We start from the raw sequence: 24807 nt of genomic DNA on the forward strand, positions 1-24807 counted from the left end.
TTTTAAATTTTTAAAAGTGGTACATATATGAATAAGACATTCAACTTTTTTTTCTTAAAAAAAACTAAGATCAACACTCAGGGAAAAGCACTCATATACCTGAGAATTACTATGAAGGTAAAATTTCTGAGATCAGTACAAAACATACCATATCACCACCGAAATAGAACTGCAAGACTCAAAATGTAAAAGGCTCTTTAGAAGAATATAATTCACTTAATTTTATCTTAAAACATTTGAGCAGAAAGTTTATGATACCTACCATACACTCATAAGAGAAAGTGGACCGATAAGCTGTAAAATTCTTAAGAATAGGTTATTGGATAGAGATCAAAAAAAAATCGAATACTGATTCCAATATTTCAAGATTATGACGACAGAATGGAGAAGTTGGTAGGGAAGGAGTTTGCTAAAGAAACATTAGCAGTTATAATAGCTACTTAAGTCTTACCAAAGAGTTTTTAGAATGGAAGTATGACATTTCTGATATTGATATTAGAAAAATTGATTATGTCTTTCTTAATGATTTTGAATTTTTTCTGCGGACCGAAAAGCTTTGTAATAACAATACAGCTGTGAAGTATATTATAAATTTTGAGAAGATCATCAGTATTTGCTTAGCCCACGGTTAGCTGAATAGAGATCCATTTATGGATGATGAAGAAAAGCATTACTAAACTTTCCTATAAAATTTCCTGACAGTCTTATTAATTTTCGCTAAATAGTACTATATTTAAAAACCCTGACAAATAATTAACTATGGCTAAAACAACACAAATCATGATCAAACCCTGGAAATAAATGCACGAAAAGCATTAGCAGCAATAGTAGCAACCGCCCGCAACTCGACAAATAAGACACAATAAGCAATTAAAAGCTCATTGCACAGCAACTTTTTTAGTCCACACTATTGACACATTTGGTTTTGCCAAACACTCAAGCCAGTGTTTTGCAGTCCAAAAGATTCAATTCCCATACAGAACAAAACTTAGATAACGCAAAAAGATGAGCTATACAGCAAGTGTTATTTGAGCCATACAGCAAATAATATTTCTGACTTTGTCTTGAACTTTACAGCAATAAAAAAAATACAAATGGAAAATTCAATTTCAAAAGAAAAAGTTTACTTCAATGCAGAAGGAGTAAAATTATGTGGTAATTTATATAAGCCGGCAAATTTCGACGATACAAAACAATACCCTTCAATCATTACGCAGGGGTCTGCTTTTTCAATTAAGGAGCAAATGTCGGGAGGCTATGCCCGGAAAATGGCAGAAAATGGATTTGTTGCGTTGGCATTTGATTATCGTACTTATGGGGAAAGTGAGGGACAACCCCGCCAATATGAAAACCCCGAAATCAAAAGAAATGACCTTGAAGCGGCTGTCACCTTTCTGATTTCTTTACCATATGTCAATAAGGTAAATGCTCTTGGCGTATGTGCTTCAGGCGGCAATGTTGCTCATTTGGCTGCAACCGATGATAGATTAAATGCGATTGCCATTGTAGCAGGAATGGTGGGTGGACCTTCCGAACTTGGAGAAGCAAGAGGAAGTAATGAAGAAGAAATGAATGCCTTAATCCAATTCATTCAACAAGCCAAACAAGATTATGAACAAACAGGAGAAGCTAAAACGGCTACGGGATATAGTAGTACAGATAAAAATGCTTTTTATTATAATGAAGTGGATTATTATGAAAACGAAAAAAGGGGTAATATAAAAGAATTTAAAAATGAATATGCAATTATAAGTCTCGAACCTTTGTTTCAATTTGACCCAATGAGTAAAGCGGAAAATATAAATATCCCTGCCATTGTTTTTCATTCAGACAATTGTGTACTTCCAAATGCATCTAAAAATTTTTACAGCAAGCTAAAAGGTGAAAAAGAATTGGTTTGGGGAACAGAAACACAATTTAATTATTATGATAAACCGGAACTCGTAAATGATGTAACAACTAAGGCTACCGAATTTTTTAAAAAATACTTAAATTGATTTTCACAAAACAATAAAGATGGAAAACAAAGAAAACAACATTAGCGAATTAACGGCTGAGCAACAGCAAACCCTTATTACTTTTACGAATTTTTTGCCAAGCCAATTCGTACTGAAATTGCCAGAAATCCGGCTGAGTATGGGTTAGCATATGAAGAAGTTAGCTTTCCAGCAATGGATGGAATAGAATTAAAAGGTTGTTTATACCCACTGAATCCGATAAACTCCTTATCGTAAATCATTTTCTTGATGCAAACCGCTATGGCTATCCCGGATACAAAATCCCGAATGATATTGTCGGTTTTGAAGTCAATCAGGTAGCACAGTATAAAACACTACATGATGCAGGGTATAATATTTTGGCTTACGATTTACGCAATCATGGCGAAAGCGAATCCGCTCATGATGGTTGCGGGGGTAGTGGAGTGTATGAACACATGGATGTTTATTGGCTATGTACGCTACGCCAAATCAAGAAAAGATACTGCTCAGATGAAAACTGCGCTTTATAGCATATGCTATGGATGCAATTCTACCTTTGCAGCCTTCAGCAGGCATCCCGAAGAATTCAGCCATATTAAGGCATTGGGTTGGATTGCAGCCTGCATCGATAGGTATTATGATGGAACGACTGTGCAACAACCTCGGTATTGACAAAAAAACTGGGATAGCTTTATCAGAAAAGACGATGTATGACATAACAGGTTTAAATTTCGACCAGTTATCTCCAGTTGAGCACGCAAAATCGGTAACTATCCGTGCAGGTACATGATGACTATCTTTTTTTGTTGGAATGATTACCATTCGTATTCTCTGTGCTGTTATCTTTGAAAATGAAGTGAATTGAATGGTCAAATAGTAAAATGGGAGAAAATAAAAATGACATATTTGACAACCTGCTATTTTCCTGTGCTTGTGAAAAATACAGGTCGGATGAGCAAATTTTGCCTGAACATTTTTTAGCTATTCATCTTTCGGGCGAAACACACATGCAAATAACCGGTAAAAACTTAGTATTCAAAGAGGGCAGTATAATTTTGGTTCGTAAAAACCAATTGTTCAGGGCTGTTAAAATACCTGGAAGCAACGGCGAATACAAAGCAGTTGCCATTTTTTTAAACGAGGATGTATTGCGTAAATATGCATCACTCCATAGAATTCCCGAACAGGAAAGATATATAGGTGAAAGCACAATAATTATCAAAAAAAATCCTTTCATACAAGGTTATTTTAAGTCGTTACTCCCTTATGAAGACAGTACGATAAAAAAAACACATTCGCTTTCCGACATAAAAATTAATGAAGCCATTGAATTACTGTTACAGTACAATCCCGATTTTAAAAAATTCCTGTTCGATTTCAGCAAACTGCACAAAATTGATATTGAAAAATTCATGTTGCAAAATTATAAATCCAATGTTCCCATTGAACAGTTTGCTAAGCTAACAGGACGAAGCTTAGCTTCTTTTAAACGCGATTTTAAAAAAACATTTGGACAATCACCCCGACAATGGCTACAGGGACAACGGCTTACGGAAGCTCACCGATTAATTACAAAGGAAAATCAAAAACCCACAGATATTTTTTTAGATCTCGGTTTTGAAAACCTATCGCACTTTTACTTTTCTTTTAAACAAAAATATGGAGTGACCCCTACAGAATTAAAATGAACTTTGCTAACCTACACAAAGGAATGGTTAAAGGATTCCATTTTTTAATATTATTATTCATTTCAATCAAGACTTTCAGCCTCCAGCTCTAAACCCTTTGCTTTCTTAACCGAACGTACGTTATTCAATAAACTGTACATTTTGTACATTCCATAGTTTATGTTATTTTAGTAAAAAATATAGCTCTTTGATGTCAAAAAGAAAATTTATTCTGTTGTCTATACTTAAAACATGGTTTTTTGCTACGTTTATTTCCGTTGTTTTTCTAATCGTGTTTTTAGGTATTACCAGAGAAATCATAAAAGAACCTAGGAATTGTGATATGAGTGGTCTCGCCTATGGCTTTATCATCTTTTGGCTGTTTTTCCTGAGCTTAACTTCCTTGAGCAGCTTATTTTCTTTTTTAAAACAATTCCAGGGAAAAATACAAATAGCTTTGTGTTGGTTTTTACTTCCCGTTATTGCTTCAGCTTCTTCATTTTTTTTCATTTTAGATGGGAAAATTGATGGGCAAGAGATTATGGTTTTTCTGATTATTAATCTACCCTGGCTGGCCCTATGGTTACTTTATTATTATAGATTTAATTCTTTATTCAGGTAATTGTATTATAAAAATATAAAAGTATATCCCGGAATTTCCGGTTTCTTCAATCCAATTCAAAAAAAATCATTACCCGGCAAGACTGTAATAGAGAAATATCAATGACACGGAGCTTCGATCAGTCTGGAGCTTTTCATAAGCTCAGCTTGCAATGTTGCTTTAAAACGGATTTTTGAAGGCTGCTCTAATTCGGCCGTTGTTTTAATATTTTCAGTCTGAATAATCCTCCATTATCCGAGGCGATTACGATAAAAACTTCATTGTTGAAATCTACTTTTTACGATGACCGAATTGTTTTGGCAGCTTCTTTATATCATGGTTATTGATAACAGTAAAGGAGTTTTTTGATAGCTTCTTTAAAGCTATCTTCAAACCCATCTTGTATCGATCTTCTAAAATGGTACAATCATGAAAATCTTTTCGCAAAAGTAAATCACAGTATTTTGAAAACTGCTACACTTTTGTGTAGATTTGTGGTACCAAAGCTAAAACTACTCCTTTGTGTAGTGTGTAGATTTGTATTTAAACCTATGGAAGATATTAATAGATTTTTTAATGATAAAAATGAAGTCGGTAAAGATGCGGATATCGACTTCAGCCAGTCCGGAGATTATCTGGAGGCCGTAAAAGCACTGGCAAGAACTACTTATCAGAGTCTATACGTTATTAATTATCAAACGAAAGCATTTGAATATGTTTCTGAAAATCCTCTTTTCCTGTGTGGAAAAAGCTCTGAGGAAGTAAAGGAGCTGGGCTATGCTTTTTATTTTCAGAATGTAAAACCTGAAGATGTAGAGATGCTGATTAAGATCAATAAAGCCGGATTTGATTTCTATGAAACCATTCCTGTAGAGGAAAGGAAACTGTATTCCATCTCTTACGACTTTTATCTTATCAACGGTAAAAAGAACCTTATTCTTGTCAATCATAAACTTACCCCGATGTTTCTTACAGAAGAAGGGCAGGTGTGGAAAGCTTTATGTATCGTTTCACTCTCTAACAGCAGCTCTTCCGGAAATGTTGTCCTTAGCAAAGAAGGATCGGATACCCTATGGAAGTATGATTATATAACAGATATCTGGGAAAAAACCGAAAAAATAAAACTCTCCTCCAGGGAATATGATATTTTAAGTCTATATGCAAGTGGTTTGACGATTAATGAGATCTCTGAAAAACTTTTTATTACGGCCGATACCGTGAAATTTCACCGGAAAAAGCTTTTTGAAAAAATTGGGGTAAATAATATTGCGGAAGCGTTAACTTATGCTAAAACCAATAAATTGTTGTAAAAAATATACTTTATTACCGTTTTTTTACGGTATTTTCTATAATGTCTTTTTTGATTCGATTTTAGGTCTGATATTTGTACTGGGTAGCCAAACTAAGTGACCTAATTTATTTATGAAGAACATGTCTGTGAAAAAATTATTTCTATACGCATTCTTATGCGCAGTATTTCTTGTTTCCTGTAAAAAAGAAGTAGAAAAAATAAGTGATACTTTTAAAGATACAGTTTCTTCCGTATCGGGAAATCCTGACGCGGAGACTGATTCCATCAAGAAAGATTCCGTACCGGTAGTTAAGAAAGAATCTGTACCACCGGTGATGCAGGAAAATGGATTCTACAATGCTTTCGTTATTCCAAAAGATAAAAAAATGAGGGATTCCCTCTATGCGGAATTCAGCAAAAAATACAACGAAAAAGAACGTACCGCTATTTTAGCCTTAAACAGATTGGATTCTAAAAGTAAGTGGAATGCAGATACCTTAGTGGTTCCTGCAAAAATAGATACCACCCTAATGGCTTATTCACCTTTTCCTATGCAGCTTGATGTATTAAGTGGTGTAAAGAAATTTGTCATCTTTTCATACCCTATACAGGCTTATGCTGTCTATTCTAACGGAAGTCTGGTGAAATGGGGCCCTACAAGTATGGGGAAAAAAGCAGCGCAGACAACAAGAGGACTTACTTTTGCCAATTGGAAAAAGAAACTCTCTATTTCTACTGTCAGCACTGAATGGAAACTTCCTTACAATTTTAATATCCATAATATTGGAGGAATTGGATGGCATGAATATACGCTTCCGGGATATCCTGCATCACACTCATGCTTACGGTTATTGAGAAAAGATGCCCAATGGTTGTATTCTTATGCAGATACCTGGATATTGAATCCGGGAGGTGCTACCACAAAAGCCAAAGGAACGGCAGTAATGGTATTTGGTGACTATAATTGGGGAGGAAGAAGACCTTGGAAGAAACTACTGGACGATCCCAATGCCAATAATATTTCTGTAGAAGAGCTGACCAAATTATTGGAACCGGATGTGCCCAAAATGCTGAAAGAACAAAGCAACAGAGAAAAAGTAGCAGATTCTATCAAAGCGGCTAAAGCAATGGCGACTCCGGTTGATAATGAAAGTCCTGTAGAACCCGAATCTAATTAATCTTTTTTTCAAACTGTAACGTAGATTCTTCAGCGAATCTTCTCAGTTTAAGCATCTCTTCTTTTCCTTTATGCTGCCCGAATCTTGCTGCAGCATAGGTAAGCAGAATAAAAAATAACATAACAAAAGAAGCGCTCAGTGCCCACGGGTATTCGGCGCTTTTTATTTGCTTTTCTACATAATACATTGTAAAGAAAGTCATCCACAGAATGGAAAAAGAGAAATAAAGAAACATGAAAAATGTCCAGACTGCTGAGCTGGGACCAAATACTCCACGGATTACCGTATGGTCATCTTCCATTTCTACCCGCAAAGAAAGGCGTGGTTTCCAATAATTGTCATATTCTGTTTCTACACAGATGGTAGCAACCTCTTTGTTAATGTTTCCGGAAAATTCATCCTTATGTCCGGCAAGGTATGTTTTTAAATTTTCCGCATATTCTTCTTTGGTAAGATGCGTAAACATTTTAAATCTCGGCCGGGTTCTTATCCTGTCTAAAGTAGTTTCTTCTGTTTTCATATTAATCTTGATAAGGTATTGGATCTTCTAAAGTGAAACTTATTTTTAATGTTTCATTTTTTCTTTGAACAACAATGGTAATATCACGGCCTTCAGAAGATTTCATTAATTCAATAATTTTTTGTAATGTCATATTTGATGCATTTTTACCGTTGATGCTGATAAGTCTGTCATCTGTTTTTAAACCTGCCTTATAGGCGGGAGAGTCTTTTCTGACCCCTGCAATTGAAAAAAGAGGTTTTAAACTGAAATTATACTGAAACGATTCTGCTTTATAGGTTTCATTCATAGAACCGGCAAAAGGTTTGGGTTCAATTTTTACTCTTTCTTCAGCCCATTGCATACCGTCTTGCTTGAAATCAAGTCCGCTCATATTAAAATGAAAAGGATCATCAAAATTTCTATTTTTTTTAAGGTATAACTTTTTATTATTATAATCAAAAAAAATGGTAAAACGACGCATAATTTCTCCACCTATAGATCCTTTCCGGTCTTTTACAAGATTCACATGCTGGACAGAAAACTCATCGGGCATTGCAGTCAATGGTTTTTCAAACTGAAATTTTCCAATATAAAAATTATGAATTCTGCTTCTCTTACCATAGATATCTCCATTAAAGCCACGCCCCAGGAAATCATCAATATTGGGTCTGTTATAAACAAAGTTTTTAATGAGAGAAGGGAATAGCCATATGGCATCGCTGTTTCCGAGGTCAATTAATAATTTTGAACTTTTCTTTTCATTGGTCATCTCTATATCAGTATAGAGATAGGGTTTATCTTTTTCTATGGTAATCGGAAGTTCTTCAAATTTTTTGATTTTCTTTTTAAACAGGTCAGTATCTTCATATACCGTTAGCTTCTTAGCCAGATAATCTATTGAAACCGGATGGTTTTTGAAAAAATGGTACCCAATCACTCCGTTTACAGGGATCCCTACATGGGGTGAAATGTTGAATTCTTCATTGGTAACAATATAAAGAGACATAGAGGTATTGATAATAGCATCACCTATTCTGGCAGTATTGCGTTCAGACTTGAATCCATCAAGGCTTAAACTTCCGCCCAGGCCTGAAAACTTTATTTTTTCAACGTTTTCAAGCTTTATTTCCTTGTTTTCCAGACTGAAAAGCATGGTTTCAGACACTCCCGTATCTACTAAAAAAGTAAGCTCTGCCCCATTGATATTAATAGGAATAAAGATCAGATTATTGATAAGTTTAAAAGGAATAACCGCTTTTTTAGCGTTGATTAATTCAAAAGAATTCTGTGCATTACCTAAAATGCCAAAGAAAAGAAATAATAAAATAAATTTTAATTTCATTTACTGAATTTAACGAAATTATCTTAATTGTAAATAAAAACATTCCAAATGATGAATATTTACAGGGATTCGGTGCTTTTTATTTGTTTTCTACATAATGCATCATAAAGAAAGTCATCCTGAGAATGGAAAAGAGAAAAAGAATGGTATGATTTACCTGCTTTGCTGGTATTTCCGGAAACTCATCCTTATACCCGCATATTTTTCTTTGGTGAGAGGTGCTTCCCCGGTTTTTATATATTAATCTTGATAAGGTATTGGATCTTCTAAAGTGAAACTTAAGGTTAGGGTTTCATTCTTTCTCTGAACAACAATGGTGATACTTTGCCCTTCAGATGATTTCATAAGCTCTATGATGGCCTCCAGGGTCATGTCGGAAGCTTTATTTCTGTTGATGCTGATTACTTTATCATCTTTTTTGAGACCCGCTTTATCGGCTGGGGAATCTTTTCTTACTCCTGAAATTGAAAAGAGAGGCTTCAGAGTAAATTTATATTGAAAAGAATCCCCTTTATAAACCGAATTTGTACTGGTAGTGGATGAATGAGTTTCAATTTGTACTCTTTCATGTCCCCATTCTAACCCATCCTGTCTGAAATCCAGTCCGCTCATATTAAAATGAAAAGGATCATTGAAATTTCGGTTTTTCTTTAAAAATAATTTTTTGTTGGCATAATCAAAAACAATACTAAACCGACGCATAATTTCCGAACCCACAGAACCTTTTCTATTATCCACTAAATTAACATGCTGGATAGAAAATTCATCCGGCATAGCAGTCAGTGGTTTTTCAAACCGAAAGTCTCCAAGATAAAAATTATGTATCCTGCTTCTTTTACCATAGATATCTCCATTGAATCCGCGGCCCAGAAAATCTTCAATATTAGGTCTGTTATATACAAAATTTTTGATAAGAGTAGGGAAGAGCCATATCGCATCGCTGTTTCCAAGGTCAATCAAAAGTTTTGAACTATTCTTTTCATTGGTCATCTCTACATCAGCATAAACATAAGGTTTATCTTTTTCAATCGTGATAGGGAATTCATCATATTTTCTTATTTTCTTTTTTAGCAGGTCTGCATTTTCATAGATGGTAATTTTCTTTGCCTGGTAATCTATAGAGATAGGATGATTTTTAAAAAAATGATATCCAATGACTCCATTTACGGGAATTCCTACATGAGATGAAATATTAAACTCTTCATCAAGAATAATATAAAGAGACATCGAGGTATTGATGACTGCATCACCAATGCGGGCTGTGTTACGCTCAGATTTGAATCCATCAATGCTTAGGCTTCCTCCGAGACCTGAAAATTTTATTTTTTCAACGTTTTCGAGCTTAACCTCTTTGTTTTCCAGGCTGAAAAGCAGTGTTTCCGCTACACCCGTATCCACCAGAAAGGTTAATTCTGCTCCATTAATGGTGATAGGAATGAAGATAAGGTTATTGATAAACTTAAAAGGGATAACAGCTTTTTTGGTGTTGATCAGCTCAAATGAGTCCTGGGCATTTATAAAAATGCTAAACAATACACCCAGTAAAAGAAGCTTGAATTTCATTTACTGAATTTAGCGAAATTATCTTGATTGTGAATGAAAAAACATTCCAAAAGCAGGAATGTTTATATAAACTACAATAATGTAGTGTTTATCTTGAAATTATTTCAAATAAGATTATGCGTTTTTTGAATAAAAATCCATCAGGTCCATATAATTTTTTTGATTGACACCGTGTCCGCTCATATACTCCCTGAAAGTAAAATAACAGCTTAGATCATACAACAGGTCGGCAGCTTTTCTTCCCCATTCTAACGGAATGACCGCATCATCTGTTCCATGTGATATGAAAAAACGTAATTTTTCAAGTTTCTTCTTATCTTTTACAATACCATCTAACAGTTTCTCTTCCGGATATGAACTGAGACAGGCAATATTATTAAATAATTCAGGGTGCTTCAACGCCAGGGCATAACATAATATTCCTCCCTGGCTGAAACCACACAAATGAACCTTACTTTCTGTAAGACCATAATGATTGATAATTTTTAATATACTTTCCAATGCACCATCCAATGATTCTTTGGCCTGGTCCACATCAATGAAATTTTCTGGGTTGTTGAAGTCAATATCAAACCATGAATACCCTTCAAATTGGGTATCTCTGGGTGCTCTGAAACTTATGATAAGCCAATCAGCAGGTAATGTTTCTCTGAAACTGAAAAGATCCTGTTCATTGCTGCCATATCCGTGGAGCATAAAAAGAATAGGAGTACTGGCTGTAATATTCTCTGGTTCTCTTACTAGATAATCTAAATTCATACAGCAAATATAATTAATAAATCACATTGTAATCCTACCTTTTATAATTCGTTTGGGCAACTTATCAAAGAATATATTGTATGTGTAATGATTAGCTGGTTGTGCTGTATTATTACGTTTTACAGATTTATTTTAGTTTTTATTGATTTGATATTATTTACAATTTTTTATTGGAAATTTTTCATAAAAGTTATTTTTATATTAATAAAAAACTTATATTTGAAACATTAAAAAATCTATTTGAAGAAATGAAGCAATTTTACAAATCAAAAAGTTTACTTAGACTTTCTTTTTTATTCGTTTTATTATTTTCTGTGATTACCGTTGTAAGTTCTTGTAAAAAAGATGACGATGATGAATTTCAGGATCATGTGGTTCAGTTCGAAGTGAAAACAACTACCGGAGGAGTACTTAAAACTATTGTAACACAGGTGGGTACTAATAAAACCGATATTTTTGATCCAGTAGGAACCTCATGGAAAAGCGAAGAGTTTTTCGTAAATTCCAGCCAGGCACAATTGAATCTGGATGCCAATGCGTTACTTCCCGAAGTGGATTCAGAATTGACCATCAATCTTTGGATAGACGGTGAAATTGTAAGAACCAGCAAAAAGAAAGGAAAAGGAGTTTTAGTAGCTTCTATTGATTACAGCTTCTTAGAATTGTAAATAAAAATATTTAATATATCATTTAAAACCGCTTTTAAAGCGGTTTTTTATTTTCAGATCATATTCTGCTGTACAGCAATATTGATAAGTTCGGTAGAATTTTTTGCCTGAAATTTCTGTAATAGATTTTTACGGTGGGTATCTACAGTAAGAGGACTCAGAAACAGTTCATCGGCAATCATCATGCTTGTTTTTCCTTCTGCTACCATCTGCAGGATCTGTTTCTCTCTTTTGGTAAGTCTGGGTATAGGATGGTCATGTTGAGAAGGTTTACTGATAATCTGTCTGGTTTCATTACAGAAAACAATATTTCCTGAGTGGGCTCCCTGTATACAAACCACCAATTCATCAATCGAAGTATTTTTAAGAATATAACCACTGGCACCGTTTTGAAGGGATTGCATAATGATGCTTCTCTCAGAACGGTTACTGAACATAATGACTGAAGTATCGGGGGATATTTTTTTGATTACCCTGCAGAGCTCCGTCCCATTAGCATCAGGCAGCGTAATGTCTAAAAGGATAATATCAACTTTATGAGATCTTATAAAATCAATAATTTCCGAACCGGAAGTAAAACTTTCTGAAACTGTAAAATGCAGTTGATTGTTCAGCATCATTTTCAATCCTTCAATAACGATAGGATGATCATCTACAATGACAATATTTATTTTTTTATTCTCCATCAATATTGAGTTCTATGTTTATCGTTGTCCCTTGAATATCTGAACTTACCTCCATTTTCCCTCTCAGATAATTGACCCTGTTTTTTAGATTCAGGAGTCCCATACTTTTACTGGTCTTTTCTATATCTTTTTCAAATCCTTTTCCATTATCCTCAATAGTGATCAAAAAGCTCTTCCCCGATTGTGAACATTGCAGCAAAATATTACTGGCTTCAGCATGTTTAATGGCATTAGCCAATAGTTCCTGAACAATACGGTAAATATTAAGCTGAATCGTTACTGGCAGATTTTTTTCAATACCAATAGCCTGGAAATCAATTTCGAGGTCTTTCCTGATATAAAACTCACAAAGATCCTGTAACGCGGTTTCCAACCCAAAATTAAGTAAGGATTCCGGCATTAGGTTTCTTGCCACATGGCGGAGTTCACTCACAGAGCTATCTAATTGTCCCAGAATTCTATAAAACTCCTGATCTTTTTCAGCATCTAAATGGCCGGATGACCACGTGGAGAAATTAATTTTAACGCCGGCAAGCATGCCGCCCAAACCATCATGAAGATCTCTTGCAATACGTTCCCTCTCTCTTTCTTCACCATCCAGAATGGCTTTGGTGAGTGATAGTTCTTCCTTTTGTTTAATATCGTTGATCTTTTGCTCAGATATTTTTTTGTTTTTTCTGAATAAGATAAAAAAGAAAATTAAAAGACTTAACGCTAATGCCAGGATGAGACTCAATCCCCATAAGTAGGAATTTTTCTTATTTACTTCTAATTCTTTTTGTTTTTTTTCAGCGTTTAACGTGGCTATTTTTCTTTCTTTTTCAGCCGTATTAAATTTTGATTCAATCTTATTAATCTCAAGCTTTGTATTTTCGGTATTCAAACTATCACTAAGCCCGGAATATCTTTGTTCCCATACCAGCGCTTCCTTCGCATTTCCCATTTCTTCACTGAGTATGGAGAGCTGCTTATAAATAGTCTTTCGGTTATTAAGGTCAAGAGCAAGTGATTTTTCTGTTAAAATACCTTCCAGTACATTTTTAGCCTCATTGTATTTCTTTAATTTTCTTAGAATATCATATTTGTTGAAATAGAACATTTGTGCCAGCAGATTCTGATTGAATTTTTTCGCATAAAAAATGCCTTTTTCAATCACAGGCAGTGCTTCAGTATTTTTTTGCTTGGTAATGCAATACAGTGTTTTGCTGTAATAATAAAATGCATTGACGGAGGATTCCGGATAAGGGCTGATCAGCTTTTCGGCTTTATCCAAACATTTCTTTGCTTCATCTCCATTAATCTGGTAGCAGAAATTGTTGGCAGCATTGAGATAGGTGAAAAATAGTTCTGAAGAATTCGGATAATTTTTTTCAAGAATTTCTAACGCTTTATTATTATAATTTTCAGCTTTTTTTAATTCGGCATTATACATGAGAACGACGGCAAGTTGTGTATATAGAAAGCCGAGACTTTGGCTGTTTTCATATTTTTTAGCCAGCGGAATGCTTTTTTCAAGGATAATCTTAAGCAGGAAAGGGTAGCCCTTCTTATCTTTTTGTGCTACTCCATAGCTGTACCATGCTGAAGATTGAAGGAGATCCGTTTCTTCAGTCCTGAACTTCGATAATCCTTTAATGGCCTGCTGATAAAAAAGAGCTGCTTTTCCCTTATTACGGTCCAGGTAATATTGCGCTTTATAAAAATCATATTTTGCTGAAAGCAAAGGATTGTTTTTGATGAGTGTTTTCCCGTTTTCCAGGTACTTTCTGCTCAGAAGAGAATCAATATTCCTGTAATAATTGGACAGCAGAAAGTAAGCATCGGCTTTTGGAATATGGGAAGTCTGAGTTTTTGTAATGTTTTGCAGACTGTCTAAATAAGGTTGTTCATGAAGAGAAATAATTTGCTGTGACCGTAAACCGAAAGACAGGAATAAGCTTAATAGGATAAGTAATCTCTTCATGATGGAGCAATTCTGTATAATATTTTAAAAATGCTCAATTTAATTAAAAATTTCAGCAAAAAAAATACCTGAATTTAGGTAGAAAAAATTACTCATTTTTCAGGATTGATAAAGTTTAGCGACTCTAATAGCTTTGCAGTTATCAAATCACTGATCATAGAATATTAAATATAGTAACTAAAATTTAAACAAAAAGATTATGAAAAAAATGAGAATGAGTCAACTGTTGAGAGGTACATTCGTGGTATTATTGGCAACCATGTTCATCGGTTTTGTTTCATCTTGCAGTAAAGATGACGACGATGATAATGTTCCTGGAAGCGGGAAAAGCCATAAAGTGGTTTTTAAAGCGATTGCTTCTACAGGAGCTGACATTAATGTAGCGGTATACGGAATAGATGGTAATCCTACAACGGCTTCAAGTCTTAGCGGTACAACCTGGACAAGCCCTGAAGTAACCTCAGAAGCAGGAACTTATAATGCCAATGTTGCAGTAAATGCCATTGGGGCAGATGCTTCTTCAACGTTGAAAGTTCAAATCTGGGTAGACGGAGAATTAAAAAAAGAAGGTACTTCCAGCGGCCAATATTTATCGGCTTCTGCAAGCTACACATTTTAAAATCAATTATTTTCGAACGAAAAACGGCGCTGAGATTTTATCTCAGCGCCGTTTTAATAGTATATTCAGCATTAAATTACTTTTACAATAAAGTAGCTTTTTTTACCTTTTTGAAGTAACAGGAATTTACCGTCAATAAGGTCGCTTTCGCTAGCTGCAAAAGTATCATTTACTTTTTGTTTGTTTACAGAAATAGAATTTCCTTTTATTTCTCTCTGTGCTTCACTCTTAGATTTTAAGAACCCTGATTTTTCAGAAAGAAGATCAATGATGTTGATTCCCAATACCTCTGCCTTAGCAACTTCTTTTTGTGGAACACCGTCAAAAACCTCAAGGAAAATTTCTTCATCAAGGCTTACAAGATCCTCAGCGGTAGAACGTCCAAAAAGAATTTCCGAAGCTTTTAATGCCTTTTCATATTCTTCTTTTCCGTGTACCCAAATAGTAACTTCTTCAGCAAGTCTCTTCTGAAGTTTTCTCTCATGAGGAGCTGTTTTGTGTTCTTCAATTAAAGTTTCAATTTCTTCTTTTCCTAAGAATGTGTAGAATTTAATGAATCTTTCAGCATCCGTATCCGTAGCATTCAACCAGAACTGATAGAATTTGTAAGGTGAAGTTTTCTTTTTATCCAGCCAATAGTTTTCTCCGCTTTCAGATTTTCCGAATTTAGAACCGTCAGCTTTTGTAATCAAAGGAACGGTTAATGCAAATGCTTCACCCTGCGCCTTTCTACGGATCAGTTCTGTTCCTGTAGTGATATTTCCCCACTGGTCAGAACCTCCCATCTGAAGTTTTACATTATTGTTTTGGTACAGGTGAAGGAAATCATATCCCTGGATCAGCTGATACGTAAACTCAGTAAAGCTCATTCCATCTGCACCTGCTTCTCCTGAAAATCTTTTCTTTACAGAATCTTTAGCCATCATATAGTTGACCGTGATATTCTTTCCGATATTTTTAGCAAAATCAAGGAACGAAATATTCTTCATCCAATCATAGTTGTTGACTAATTCTGCTTTATTAGGTTCGTTTCCATCAAAATTTAAAAACCTTGAAAGCTGGTTCTTTAAACAGTCAACATAATGTAAAAGTGTCTCTTCATCTAAAAGATTTCTTTCTGCAGATTTTCCTGATGGATCTCCAATCATACCTGTGGCGCCTCCTACAAGAGCAATAGGTTTGTGCCCATGCTGTTGGAAGTGAGCAAGAATTTTTATCTGGATAAGACTTCCGATATGTAAAGAGTCAGCTGTCGGATCAAAACCAATATATGCAGTAGTTACCTCTTTATTCAGTTGTTCATCGGTTCCGGGCATCATATCGGCATAAAGACCACGCCATTTAAGTTCTTCTATAAAGGAATTCATTGATTTTTTCTTTAAAAATTTTACGGGGCAAAGATAGTAAATTCAGAAGTATGAAGGGGCAAAAGGGGAAATTTGCTGATTGATATATTTACCAATTCAGTTTTCCTCTCTCTTTGAATTTTCATCCAAATATGCTATATTTGTTAGTAATGAACGACGAACAGCTATTTCTGCTCATTCAAAAAGCCAAGGACAAGGACCAAAAGGCTCAGACTAAACTCATTAATGTTTTTTGGGTGGATGTTTTCTCTTTTGTGATGAAAAAAGTAAAAGATGAAAATGATGCTGACGAAATTACCGTGAACGTCTTTTCCAAAGTCTTGTCGAAGCTGGATATGTTTGATCCTCATTTCCAGTTTAAAACCTGGGTGCTTACCATAGCACAGAATACGGTCATTGACTTTTGGAGAAAAAGAAGCCGTGAAAATGAGGATGCCGTTGAAAACCTTGATGAGGTTAAAAATCAATATGCGAAATCTCCTGAAGAACTGATGATTTCCAATGAAGAGCAGAAAAAGATTATTAAGACTATAGAATCTTTAGATGCCAACTACCAGGATATTATCAAGCTGAGATTCTTTGAAGAGAAAAGCATCAAAGAAATTGCGGAAGAACTTGGCATTTCTGTTGCCAATACCAAAGTGAGGGTGATGCGTGCCAAGAAAGTATTGGCCGAGCTGCTTAAAAATAATGAGTTTGACGACAACTAAACGCTATCTGTCTTTTTAAGAATAAGTAAATTAAATATTTCAATTATAAATTACCCATTCCTGAACTCGGAGTGGGTTTATTGTGATAAAATATAGTGAGAAACTCCTCCAGAAGACTTAATTCATTGAAAAGGCTTATGGTATATTATAAGATTCAATATGTAATGGCTGTTTATTGGGAAATTAAGTAATAATAACAGATTATTACGGAAAATAGACGGTGGAATTGATCCTTCGGGTTCTATTTTTTCGTAACTTTCGGTGTTTTAAAAATGAAAAGAATGACTTCAAAGGAAAAAGTTGCTGCGCTTCGTGAAGAAATGCAGAAAAATAATGTTGATGCATTTATAGTATATTCTGCAGATCCCCATATGAGCGAGTATCTGCCCGAAGAATGGCAGGAGAGAGCCTGGTTGTCAGGATTTCTTGGTTCTGCCGGTTTTGTGGTAGTAACCAAAGATAAAGCGGGACTGTGGACAGACGGAAGATATTTTACACAAGCTGTGGATGAACTGGAAGGCTCGGGAATCGAACTTTTTAAAGACGGAATAGAAGGAACTCCCCATTATATGGATTGGATTATTTCGGAAATTCCTGCAGGAGGTAAAGTGGCTGTCAATGCTTTAGCAGCTTCTCATGCTAACTGGGAACTACTTTCTCAAAAATTTAATTCAAAAAATATTGTACTGGCTGATATTCCTCTTTTAAAAGAAGTTTGGAAAGAAAGAGGTACGCCATCAAAAAATCCAATCTTTGTACATCCTGTAGAAAGAGCAGGTCAGTCTGTAGCGGATAAAATTTCTGCTATCCGTCAGAAAATGGAGGATCAGGATGCAACTGTTCACATTATTTCAAGTTTGGATGATGTAGCATGGACTTTAAACCTTAGAGGAAGTGATGTACAGAGTAATCCTGTATTTTTAGGATATGTTGTGATCACTAAAAATGATGCAGTTTTATTCACAGACCTTGATAAAATGGAGGTTGCTGCCAGAAAGCAAATGGATGACTCTTTCGTGAAAATGATGCCTTATGAAGAGTTATATAATTATCTGAAAGCATTCAAAAATGAAAAAATACTGGTTTCTCCAAACACAAACCAACAGATTTTTGAAATTTTAAAAGCAGATAACCAGTTTATCAAAGCTCCCGTTCCCGGAAATCTGATGAAGGCTCAAAAAAATGAAACTGAGCTGGAAGGTTTCAGAAAAGTAATGGCGAGAGATGGAGTCGCTATGGTGAAATTCCTTTACTGGCTGACCCATAATGCAGGAAAAGAAGCCATGAACGAATATTCTATCGGTGAAAAACTGAGAGGCTTCCGTGCAGAAGGAGAGAATTTTGTGGGCGAAAGCTTCGGTTCCATTATAGGGTATAAAGGTAATGGTGCTATCATTCACTATTCTGCAAAGAAAGAAGGAAGCAAAGAAGTGACTAATGATGCAAGTATCCTGGTAGATTCAGGAGGACAGTATCTTGAAGGCACTACAGATATTACAAGAACTTTTGCTTTGGGAACTGTTTCCGAAGATTTCAAGAGAAATTCAACATTAGTATTACAGGGGCTGATCCGTTTATCCATGGTAAAATTCCCGAAAGGAACTAAAGGTGTACACCTTGATGCTATTGCCAGACTTCCGTTATGGATGGATGGTAAAGACTACAACCACGGAACAGGACACGGTGTGGGAAGTTTTATGAATGTTCATGAAGGACCGCAAAGTATCAGAAAAGATCTGAATCCACAGGATCTTCTTCCGGGAATGGTATGTTCCAACGAACCTGGATATTATCTTGAAGGAGAATACGGGATTCGCCATGAGAATCTGATTGCCGTAAAAGAAGCAGAAACAACAATTCACGGGACTTTCTATGAATTTGAAACACTGACATTCTGCCCATTCTTTAAAGATACCATAGTGAAAGAAATTCTTTCAGAAAGTGAAATTGCATGGTTAAATGGTTATCATAAAACTTGTGAAGAAAAGATTGCTCCTTATTTAGAAGGAGAAGTTAAAGAATGGTTCCTGCAGTTGGTGAGCCCTCTTTAGAAATTTTGTGTTGATAAGGGATAGCCTTCAGCACAGCATTTAGCGTTAACAGAATAATTGTTAGATACATTTAAAGTCCTGTAATTTTGTTACAGGGCTTTTTTCTTTTATACAACCGTATTTTTACGGATAAAACTTTAGTGATTCCCCTGATAGAAGGCAATGAAGAGCTGCCTATATTTGCATCAACACAAACATCATATCTTCATATACATAACTCAATCAGTTTTTAAACGGTAGTAAAATCATTCCATCCTGGGATGGTTTTACTTTTTTGTAAAATATGACGATTCATAATGGGAGTTCATTTTATTTTTCTTTATAGTTTGTAGTCCGGTAATTTTATTTTCATCCTGTTTTTATTTATTTTCGCTGTATTCAAGTGGGAGTGGCAATAATTTAAAAACTATGATACAGGATTATTTTCGAATGTTTAATATATTTTCAGAAAGTGAAATTGAAGAGGTATTACATCTTTTTGAAACAAGAAAAGTAGAAAAGAACGACTGTTTTGTACAGGAGGGTGATCCATGTAAAGAAATAGCATTCATAGAATCCGGAATTTTCCGTTCGTATTATATTTCTGATCAGGGAAAAGATACCACTTATTGTTTCAGGTTTCCCAATGACCTGATGGCTTCCTATTCCTCATTTATTTCAGGAACTCCAAGTATGGAAACCATGCAGGCTATTTCCAATGCTGATCTGCTTATTTTGAGAAAAGATAAAATAGAAGAACTGGTTCGTAACAATTCCAATTGGACATTATTTTTAAAAGCAATAGCCGAGCAGGAATATATGGAGCTTGAAAGAAGATTCTTTCAGCTACAACGTAATAATGCTGCCCAGCGGTATGCTGATTTACTTAAAAACCAACCGGACTATATCCAGAATATTCCGCTGCAGTTCCTTGCTTCTTATCTTGGCATTACCCAACGGCATTTAAGCCGTATCCGAAAGGAGATTTCTTTTTAGACATTTGTCCTGGTTATTGATTCGGAAGCTCTATAATTTTGTAAAAAAAAATAGATGGAGCATAATATTCTGATTATCGGTGGAACCGGATTGGTAGGCAAGACAATTGCCCGTATTTTAGAAAAAAGAAATCCTCATTTCAACATTTTTATTGGAGGACGTAAAGGAGGAAAAACTGATAAAGATTTAAAGATTGATGTCACAGATTCTGGTTCTTTTAAAGTTATTTCTGAGAAAAAAATTAACCTTATCATTCTTTCTGTGAATGATAAAACGGATCAGGTTCTACGGTTTGCCATTGACAATAGTATTGATTATTTAGATATCACCAAACCTACTCCTGATCTGGTAAAAGCATATGATGTGGCAAAGAGTAGTAAAGTCAATAGCAGGATTGTATTCAGTTCAGGATGGATGGGAGGAATTGTCCCGGGATTGGCAAATACACTTTCAGATGGCACGGAAGATATCCGGGAGATCAAACTTTTTGTCTATTACTCTGTTAAGGACCTGGCCGGAGAAAGCTCTGCTCATTTTATGGCAGAAAATGTAGCGGTTCCTTTCAGCCACTATAAAAATGATAAACCTGTTTCTATCAGACATTTTTTAAATACTGAGGTTTTTGATTTTTCTTTTGGAATAGGAAAGCGGAGTGCTTATAATTTTGATGTTCCGGATCTTTATATTTTAAACCGGGTAGAAAGAGTTCCTGATGTCAGTGTAAAAATGACTTACAATTCAAAATTTATTACCTGGCTGCTTGGTTCTTTTCAGTACCTGAGAATTTTCAGTATCTTATCTTTAAAAGAAAGAAAGATGATCTTTGGATCCAGTGGAAATGGAGACCAGTCTGTTTTTGAAATTGTGGTAAAATACAAGGGAAAGTACAGGAAATTAAGCTTGCAGAGTACAAAAGGACAAGCCGAACTGACTGCCTTATCAGCGGTTCTGCATACGGAAGAACTCTTGAGGAATCCTCATGAAAATAAGGTTTATTTTGGACATCAGCTGCATGAACCCTTATCATTATTAGCTCAGCTTAATGCCTATGAAACCATTACTATAAACGTAACGCAATGAAAAAAATAGCCATTATCAACGGGCACCCGAATAAAGATTCGTTCAATTTTGGAATTGCTGAAGCGTACAGAAGCGGAGCAAAAGAATCAGGGGCAGAAATACAGGATATTACAATTGCCGATCTCCATTTTAATCCTAACCTGCAATTCGGATATCAAAAAAGAATGGAGCTGGAGCCGGATTTACTTAAAGCCTGGGAAACCATCCAATGGGCAGATCATCTGGTATGGATACATCCTGTTTGGTGGGGTGGCCTTCCCGCCATAACAAAAGGCTTTATAGATCGGCTTTTCTTACCCGGAATGGCTTTTAAATATAGGGAAAACTCTGTATGGTGGGATCGGTTTCTGAAAGGAAAAACAGGACATATTATTACAACCATAGATCAGCCGGGCTGGTATTACCGTTTGTTTTTCGGTAGGCCCAGCGTTAACCAGCTTAAAAGGTCTACTCTGGAATTCTGTGGTGTGAAGCCGGTAAAGGTGACTTATGTTGGAGTAATCAGGGGATCCAGGGAAGAACAACGGCACCAATGGCTGAAAAAGGTAAGAGCTCTCGGGAAAAGGCTGAAATAGAACCGTGCTGTTCCAATATTTTAATTTTATCTGACAATTATAGACTCTAATTGTCAGATAAAATTTTGAGCAGGACTTATAATCCTTTCTTTCCTTCTATCCAATATGCCTGTGACCTGATGCATCTTGGATGTACTCCTTTTGATTTTAGGAATTTTCTGATGAGTGTCATTGTATTCCCGTTTCCTGTTAAATAGAAAATAACATTATCATTATAGATAGCCTTTTTTTCTTCCCTTAAAAAATCAGTTAAGGATTCAATAATGACCATGATATTATTCTTTGGAGCATGGTAACCATATAAACTCAGGGTTTTCAGCGCTGAAGGATCTGCCAGTTCATGGAGGCAGCCAAATAAAAGGTTATTTTCTTCTGCAGCTTCCTTAATGGCAAGAGAACTTCCCAGGGATGTTTCATCACCAATTGAGAAATGCATTATCGCATCGGGATCAAAAAAGCGTTTTCCTCTGGGGATTAAAATTTTTATTGAATCTCCTGTTGAAAGTTTACTTATGAAATTACTTCCCACAGCTGCTGTATCATGAATATGAAAGAGAATGTCAAATGTACCGGCCTCTCTGTTGAAATTAAAAGGTGAGTAGTTACGGAAATCCCTGTCGTTTACCCTTATTCCTATGGCATAGGCCGGTTCGTAATGAACATCCTGCAAATCTGTGGCAAAGCGTATACAGTGAAGCTCATCAGTAACTTTCTTTTTATCGATAACAGTACAGCCTTTAAACTTTGAAGACCATACATTTTCTACAGTATCATTGATCCATTTTGGTAAGCTTGGCATAAATAATTTTTATAGCAAAGGAAGCTGTAAAATTAAAATATAGCGATAGCTGTTTCAGGGAATTAGATGGATTATTCGTGGGTTACTTTCCGTTTTTATTTTTATCCCGAAATTCTGACGGAGGCTGGCCTGCCAGTTTTGAAAATAAACGGCTAAAATAGGTATGATCATTATATCCCAACTCATAGGCAATTTCCTTTACCGTAAGATGGGTGAAAGCTAATAATCTTTTTGCTTCTATGATAATTTCCTGATGGATCCAATATTGTGCGGGCTTTCCGGTCACTTCCCGGATAACTTCAGTGAGATATCCTCTTGAAATATTCAAAAGCTCAGCATATTCTGATGGACTTTTCGTGGTTTTAAAATTTTCCCTTACCCTAATTCTGAAAGCTCTTGCCAGCTGTAAAGAACGGTTTTCACCGGATGCTTCAGAGGCTGTTTCACGGGAATATATAAAAGCAAACATGCCCACAAAAGCATTCAATAAAGATTGAATAATCAAAAGCCCTTCTTTAGAGGTAAATGTTTCTTCAGTAAAAGAAGCCTCAAGCATAGCAGCAGATGCATTTATTTTTTCTATCCAGTTTTTATCAATTATAATGGGTTTCACTTCTTCCAGAGATTCTTCAAAAACAGCCCGTACGGTATCCGGAACCCAATCTGCCTTTACGGCTACAAACCAACCGTTTACATCTTTCATTAAGAGTCCCTGATGTACCTGATTAGGTAGCATACAAAAAATGGATGTATCCTGAGATTCTATAATTTTAAAATCAACCATCATTTTTACATGGCCGCTTTCCATACAGGTGAAAATATAATGGCTGTCACGGTGGATTCCTTTATCAAAAAGAAGATTTTCCGAATGGAGATAATGTTTATCCATTCTTTTAATAAGAAAATGGTGCTCAGAAATATCGCTTAAATCATAGGTAGGAATGGTATGCTTCATCTTTAGAAAGTGGATACACAAAGCTACAATATATCTTTCTTATCATATAGAAATTATTACTGTAAAAAGTTTAGCAATTAATCACATGAGCTAAACTGCAGAAAATTATTCTACTCCACGAACTCCATTTACTGTTGATAGGATGTAATGTCTGCCTTGCTACAGCGAAAAACAGAAACTGAAATCGTGGTGCTTTCCAGCTTTTATCGCCGTTCCTTTATGGGGCAGATGCTGAAAATGGGTGCTACGTGTACTTTTATTTTCAATCCGTTTAAACTTAAAATAAACTAAAGTGTTTATAGCATTTCACTCAGCTTTTGTGACTCAATTTTTAATTAGTTTAAACAGGCTTATCTATAAAGAATAATAAATTTTAAAAAAGAACAGAGCGTTATAATCATATAGCACTCTGTTTTTTATGCTAATTATGGATTGGCGGTAAGGAGATTGGAATCTTCAATTTTCTGTTCCGGTAACTCCTTTCGTTTTCTCCAGAAGAAGTATGCTACGATAGCTGTAGCGATGGGAAGAGCAATACCAAACTCATCGATATAATAATTGGTATGTCCTTTGTCTACCGTAAGAGGTGTGAAAATAGCCTGGATAAAAAGATTATGGCTGGCATGTAAAATAGCCGCTGTCCAAAGGCTTCCGGATTTTAAGCGCAGCCAGGTGAAGATAAAACAGCATGCAAATATCATAACTGTAAAGCAGGTTAATGCAAGCCATTTGGGTCCGCCCGTGTTGTAATTGGAAAAAAGAAGAAGAGGATAATGATAAAGTGACCAGATCACTCCCATCCATAAGGAAGTTGCTGTATAGGAGTTTATTTTCGCCAGTTGTGGCGTAAGAAGTCCCCTCCAGCCAATTTCTTCACCCAGGGCAGAACCAACAGAACGTACCATTCCAAAACTGCTCATCAGGAGGATATACAGGATAATGGTTACTCCATCAGGAAGGTTCCAGCCCATCCCTTTTCCTGTTTCAGCCACAAACTCATGATTATAAAAACCTCCGGCACCACTTATCCAGATGATAAGGTAGGGGATAAGTGAGTAAAGCAGGGGAATACAATACGCTATCAGCTGATATTTGGTGAGACCCCATTTCCAGCCCAGGGAAGCAATAGGGATTTTTCTGATGCGACAGGTCAGCAGGGCTGCAATTGCAGGGCACCACATAACAATGGTTGCATAAGATATAGCTCCGCCTCCTAATTTTCCGGTAACAATACACATATAATAAACAGGCAGGCAAAACAGCAGGGTGAGCCCCAGATAAGTGGCGATATTTTTCCTGATATCCAATGGAGAGGCTGAAGTGTTTTCCATAAACAGATTGGTGTTTCGGGTTATATTAAATAATGTTTTATTGATTATCAATAAGATGTGATAAATATTTTTATTAAAATTACATTTATTTATAATACGATGGCCAATTTTTATAGGAATTACTTTCCTGTTATAGTACTTCAGCT

General features: G+C 35.5%; 25 protein-coding genes. 14 read left to right on the top strand and 11 right to left on the bottom strand.

The genetic code is table 11. The features are described from left to right. Positions 1-419: 419 nt before the first annotated feature. The 5 genes from MP478_RS22565 (at position 420) to MP478_RS00650 (ending at position 3667) form a co-directional block, all read left to right on the top strand. Positions 420-632: a phage integrase SAM-like domain-containing protein gene (locus MP478_RS22565; protein ID WP_373567428.1), complete on the top strand. Its 213-nt coding sequence runs from the start codon at positions 420-422 to the stop codon at positions 630-632. Positions 633-1064: 432 nt separating this feature from the next. Further along, positions 1065-1997 (top strand): alpha/beta hydrolase, encoded by a 933-nt coding sequence (locus MP478_RS00635; protein WP_257199262.1) that lies wholly within the window; start codon positions 1065-1067, stop codon positions 1995-1997. A gap of 19 nt (positions 1998-2016) precedes the next feature. Continuing rightward, positions 2017-2145 (top strand): hypothetical protein, encoded by a 129-nt coding sequence (locus MP478_RS00640; RefSeq protein WP_257199263.1) that lies wholly within the window; start codon positions 2017-2019, stop codon positions 2143-2145. A gap of 254 nt (positions 2146-2399) precedes the next feature. Continuing rightward, the gene (locus MP478_RS00645; RefSeq protein ID WP_257199264.1) at positions 2400-2651 is read left to right on the top strand and encodes a hypothetical protein; all 252 of its coding nucleotides are present in this window, start codon (positions 2400-2402) and stop codon (positions 2649-2651) included. Positions 2652-2860: 209 nt separating this feature from the next. Then, positions 2861-3667 (top strand): AraC family transcriptional regulator, encoded by an 807-nt coding sequence (locus MP478_RS00650; RefSeq protein WP_257199265.1) that lies wholly within the window; start codon positions 2861-2863, stop codon positions 3665-3667. Between the two features lie 336 nt (positions 3668-4003). On the opposite strand, the gene MP478_RS00655 is transcribed toward MP478_RS00650, so the two are convergent. After that, positions 4004-4156: a hypothetical protein gene (locus MP478_RS00655; RefSeq protein WP_257190662.1), complete on the bottom strand. Its 153-nt coding sequence runs from the start codon at positions 4154-4156 to the stop codon at positions 4004-4006. A gap of 642 nt (positions 4157-4798) precedes the next feature. Here MP478_RS00655 and MP478_RS00660 point away from each other — a divergent pair. Both MP478_RS00660 and MP478_RS00665 read left to right on the top strand, forming a co-directional pair. After that, positions 4799-5557, top strand: coding sequence for a response regulator transcription factor (locus MP478_RS00660; protein ID WP_257190661.1), 759 nt, complete (start codon positions 4799-4801; stop codon positions 5555-5557). A gap of 121 nt (positions 5558-5678) precedes the next feature. Next, entirely contained in the window at positions 5679-6716 is a 1038-nt protein-coding gene (locus tag MP478_RS00665; protein ID WP_230034949.1) for a L,D-transpeptidase, read from the top strand. Here the strand turns inward: MP478_RS00665 and MP478_RS00670 are convergent. From MP478_RS00670 to MP478_RS00685, 4 genes are all read right to left on the bottom strand, one after another. Continuing rightward, entirely contained in the window at positions 6709-7236 is a 528-nt protein-coding gene (locus tag MP478_RS00670) for a hypothetical protein (protein ID WP_230034854.1), read from the bottom strand. The two genes, MP478_RS00665 and MP478_RS00670, sit on opposite strands and share 8 nt — an antisense overlap. 1 nt (position 7237) lies before the next feature. After that, complete coding sequence (locus tag MP478_RS00675) at positions 7238-8560, bottom strand: PDZ domain-containing protein (protein WP_257199266.1); 1323 nt, start codon at positions 8558-8560, stop codon at positions 7238-7240. Positions 8561-8800: 240 nt separating this feature from the next. Continuing rightward, the gene (locus tag MP478_RS00680) at positions 8801-10123 is read right to left on the bottom strand and encodes a PDZ domain-containing protein (RefSeq protein WP_230034859.1); all 1323 of its coding nucleotides are present in this window, start codon (positions 10121-10123) and stop codon (positions 8801-8803) included. Between the two features lie 114 nt (positions 10124-10237). Beyond that, on the bottom strand, positions 10238-10882 hold the full coding sequence (locus tag MP478_RS00685) for an alpha/beta hydrolase (RefSeq protein ID WP_230034861.1): 645 nt from the start codon (positions 10880-10882) through the stop codon (positions 10238-10240). 248 nt (positions 10883-11130) lie between these two features. Between MP478_RS00685 and MP478_RS00690 the strand changes: the two genes are divergently transcribed. Beyond that, positions 11131-11550 carry a hypothetical protein gene (locus MP478_RS00690; protein ID WP_230034863.1) on the top strand — a complete coding sequence of 140 codons (420 nt, stop codon included), beginning with the start codon at positions 11131-11133 and terminating at the stop codon, positions 11548-11550. A gap of 53 nt (positions 11551-11603) precedes the next feature. On the opposite strand, the gene MP478_RS00695 is transcribed toward MP478_RS00690, so the two are convergent. Next, positions 11604-12236: a response regulator transcription factor gene (locus MP478_RS00695; RefSeq protein ID WP_257199267.1), complete on the bottom strand. Its 633-nt coding sequence runs from the start codon at positions 12234-12236 to the stop codon at positions 11604-11606. Continuing rightward, entirely contained in the window at positions 12226-14199 is a 1974-nt protein-coding gene (locus MP478_RS00700; protein WP_257199268.1) for a sensor histidine kinase, read from the bottom strand. Before MP478_RS00700 ends, MP478_RS00695 begins: the two co-directional genes overlap by 11 nt. A 199-nt stretch (positions 14200-14398) precedes the next feature. On the opposite strand from MP478_RS00700, the gene MP478_RS00705 reads away from it, so the two are divergent. Beyond that, positions 14399-14818 carry a hypothetical protein gene (locus tag MP478_RS00705; RefSeq protein ID WP_257199269.1) on the top strand — a complete coding sequence of 140 codons (420 nt, stop codon included), beginning with the start codon at positions 14399-14401 and terminating at the stop codon, positions 14816-14818. A gap of 71 nt (positions 14819-14889) precedes the next feature. On the opposite strand, the gene tyrS is transcribed toward MP478_RS00705, so the two are convergent. Continuing rightward, a complete protein-coding gene (tyrS, locus tag MP478_RS00710) occupies positions 14890-16185 on the bottom strand; it encodes a tyrosine--tRNA ligase (RefSeq protein ID WP_257199270.1) in 1296 nt (431 codons plus the stop codon). Positions 16186-16334: 149 nt separating this feature from the next. Here tyrS and MP478_RS00715 point away from each other — a divergent pair, with 149 nt between their 5' ends. The 5 genes from MP478_RS00715 to MP478_RS00735 all read left to right on the top strand — a co-directional run bounded on the left by MP478_RS00715 (position 16335) and on the right by MP478_RS00735 (position 21576). Next, a complete protein-coding gene (locus MP478_RS00715; protein ID WP_230034872.1) occupies positions 16335-16895 on the top strand; it encodes an RNA polymerase sigma factor in 561 nt (186 codons plus the stop codon). 281 nt (positions 16896-17176) lie between these two features. Next, positions 17177-18946, top strand: coding sequence for an aminopeptidase P family protein (locus tag MP478_RS00720; RefSeq protein WP_257190655.1), 1770 nt, complete (start codon positions 17177-17179; stop codon positions 18944-18946). Positions 18947-19354: 408 nt separating this feature from the next. Then, entirely contained in the window at positions 19355-19921 is a 567-nt protein-coding gene (locus MP478_RS00725) for a Crp/Fnr family transcriptional regulator (RefSeq protein WP_257199271.1), read from the top strand. A 54-nt stretch (positions 19922-19975) separates the two neighbouring features. Continuing rightward, on the top strand, positions 19976-21001 hold the full coding sequence (locus tag MP478_RS00730; RefSeq protein WP_257199272.1) for a saccharopine dehydrogenase: 1026 nt from the start codon (positions 19976-19978) through the stop codon (positions 20999-21001). Further along, positions 20998-21576, top strand: a complete 579-nt coding sequence (locus MP478_RS00735; protein WP_257199273.1) for an NAD(P)H-dependent oxidoreductase — start codon at positions 20998-21000, stop codon at positions 21574-21576. Before MP478_RS00730 ends, MP478_RS00735 begins: the two co-directional genes overlap by 4 nt. Positions 21577-21652: 76 nt before the next feature. On the opposite strand, the gene MP478_RS00740 is transcribed toward MP478_RS00735, so the two are convergent. The 3 genes from MP478_RS00740 to MP478_RS00750 all read right to left on the bottom strand — a co-directional run bounded on the left by MP478_RS00740 (position 21653) and on the right by MP478_RS00750 (position 24661). After that, a complete protein-coding gene (locus tag MP478_RS00740; protein ID WP_257199274.1) occupies positions 21653-22375 on the bottom strand; it encodes a siderophore-interacting protein in 723 nt (240 codons plus the stop codon). 82 nt (positions 22376-22457) lie between these two features. Next, positions 22458-23330: an AraC family transcriptional regulator gene (locus MP478_RS00745; RefSeq protein WP_257199275.1), complete on the bottom strand. Its 873-nt coding sequence runs from the start codon at positions 23328-23330 to the stop codon at positions 22458-22460. A gap of 425 nt (positions 23331-23755) precedes the next feature. After that, positions 23756-24661: a type II CAAX endopeptidase family protein gene (locus tag MP478_RS00750; protein ID WP_257190648.1), complete on the bottom strand. Its 906-nt coding sequence runs from the start codon at positions 24659-24661 to the stop codon at positions 23756-23758. Between the last annotated feature and the right edge of the window lie 146 nt (positions 24662-24807).

It is taken from the genome of Chryseobacterium sp. WG14, from assembly GCF_024586945.1.
Lineage (GTDB): Bacteria > Bacteroidota > Bacteroidia > Flavobacteriales > Weeksellaceae > Chryseobacterium.

Excerpts from the sequence above, each read along its gene's own strand:
- MP478_RS00640 (WP_257199263.1), top strand. The coding sequence starts at position 2,017 with ATGGAAAACAAAGAAAACAACATTAGCGAATTAACGGCTGAGCAACAG.
- MP478_RS00645 (WP_257199264.1), top strand. The coding sequence starts at position 2,400 with ATGATGGTTGCGGGGGTAGTGGAGTGTATGAACACATGGATGTTTATT.
- MP478_RS00650 (WP_257199265.1), top strand. The coding sequence starts at position 2,861 with ATGGGAGAAAATAAAAATGACATATTTGACAACCTGCTATTTTCCTGT.
- MP478_RS00655 (WP_257190662.1), bottom strand. The coding sequence starts at position 4,156 with ATGAAAAAAAATGAAGAAGCTGAAGCAATAACGGGAAGTAAAAACCAA.
- MP478_RS00660 (WP_257190661.1), top strand. The coding sequence starts at position 4,799 with ATGGAAGATATTAATAGATTTTTTAATGATAAAAATGAAGTCGGTAAA.
- MP478_RS00665 (WP_230034949.1), top strand. The coding sequence starts at position 5,679 with ATGTCTGTGAAAAAATTATTTCTATACGCATTCTTATGCGCAGTATTT.
- MP478_RS00670 (WP_230034854.1), bottom strand. The coding sequence starts at position 7,236 with ATGAAAACAGAAGAAACTACTTTAGACAGGATAAGAACCCGGCCGAGA.
- MP478_RS00675 (WP_257199266.1), bottom strand. The coding sequence starts at position 8,560 with ATGAAATTAAAATTTATTTTATTATTTCTTTTCTTTGGCATTTTAGGT.
- MP478_RS00680 (WP_230034859.1), bottom strand. The coding sequence starts at position 10,123 with ATGAAATTCAAGCTTCTTTTACTGGGTGTATTGTTTAGCATTTTTATA.
- MP478_RS00685 (WP_230034861.1), bottom strand. The coding sequence starts at position 10,882 with ATGAATTTAGATTATCTAGTAAGAGAACCAGAGAATATTACAGCCAGT.
- MP478_RS00690 (WP_230034863.1), top strand. The coding sequence starts at position 11,131 with ATGAAGCAATTTTACAAATCAAAAAGTTTACTTAGACTTTCTTTTTTA.
- MP478_RS00695 (WP_257199267.1), bottom strand. The coding sequence starts at position 12,236 with ATGGAGAATAAAAAAATAAATATTGTCATTGTAGATGATCATCCTATC.
- MP478_RS00700 (WP_257199268.1), bottom strand. The coding sequence starts at position 14,199 with ATGAAGAGATTACTTATCCTATTAAGCTTATTCCTGTCTTTCGGTTTA.
- MP478_RS00705 (WP_257199269.1), top strand. The coding sequence starts at position 14,399 with ATGAAAAAAATGAGAATGAGTCAACTGTTGAGAGGTACATTCGTGGTA.
- tyrS (WP_257199270.1), bottom strand. The coding sequence starts at position 16,185 with ATGAATTCCTTTATAGAAGAACTTAAATGGCGTGGTCTTTATGCCGAT.
- MP478_RS00715 (WP_230034872.1), top strand. The coding sequence starts at position 16,335 with ATGAACGACGAACAGCTATTTCTGCTCATTCAAAAAGCCAAGGACAAG.
- MP478_RS00720 (WP_257190655.1), top strand. The coding sequence starts at position 17,177 with ATGACTTCAAAGGAAAAAGTTGCTGCGCTTCGTGAAGAAATGCAGAAA.
- MP478_RS00725 (WP_257199271.1), top strand. The coding sequence starts at position 19,355 with ATGATACAGGATTATTTTCGAATGTTTAATATATTTTCAGAAAGTGAA.
- MP478_RS00730 (WP_257199272.1), top strand. The coding sequence starts at position 19,976 with ATGGAGCATAATATTCTGATTATCGGTGGAACCGGATTGGTAGGCAAG.
- MP478_RS00735 (WP_257199273.1), top strand. The coding sequence starts at position 20,998 with ATGAAAAAAATAGCCATTATCAACGGGCACCCGAATAAAGATTCGTTC.
- MP478_RS00740 (WP_257199274.1), bottom strand. The coding sequence starts at position 22,375 with ATGCCAAGCTTACCAAAATGGATCAATGATACTGTAGAAAATGTATGG.
- MP478_RS00745 (WP_257199275.1), bottom strand. The coding sequence starts at position 23,330 with ATGAAGCATACCATTCCTACCTATGATTTAAGCGATATTTCTGAGCAC.
- MP478_RS00750 (WP_257190648.1), bottom strand. The coding sequence starts at position 24,661 with ATGGAAAACACTTCAGCCTCTCCATTGGATATCAGGAAAAATATCGCC.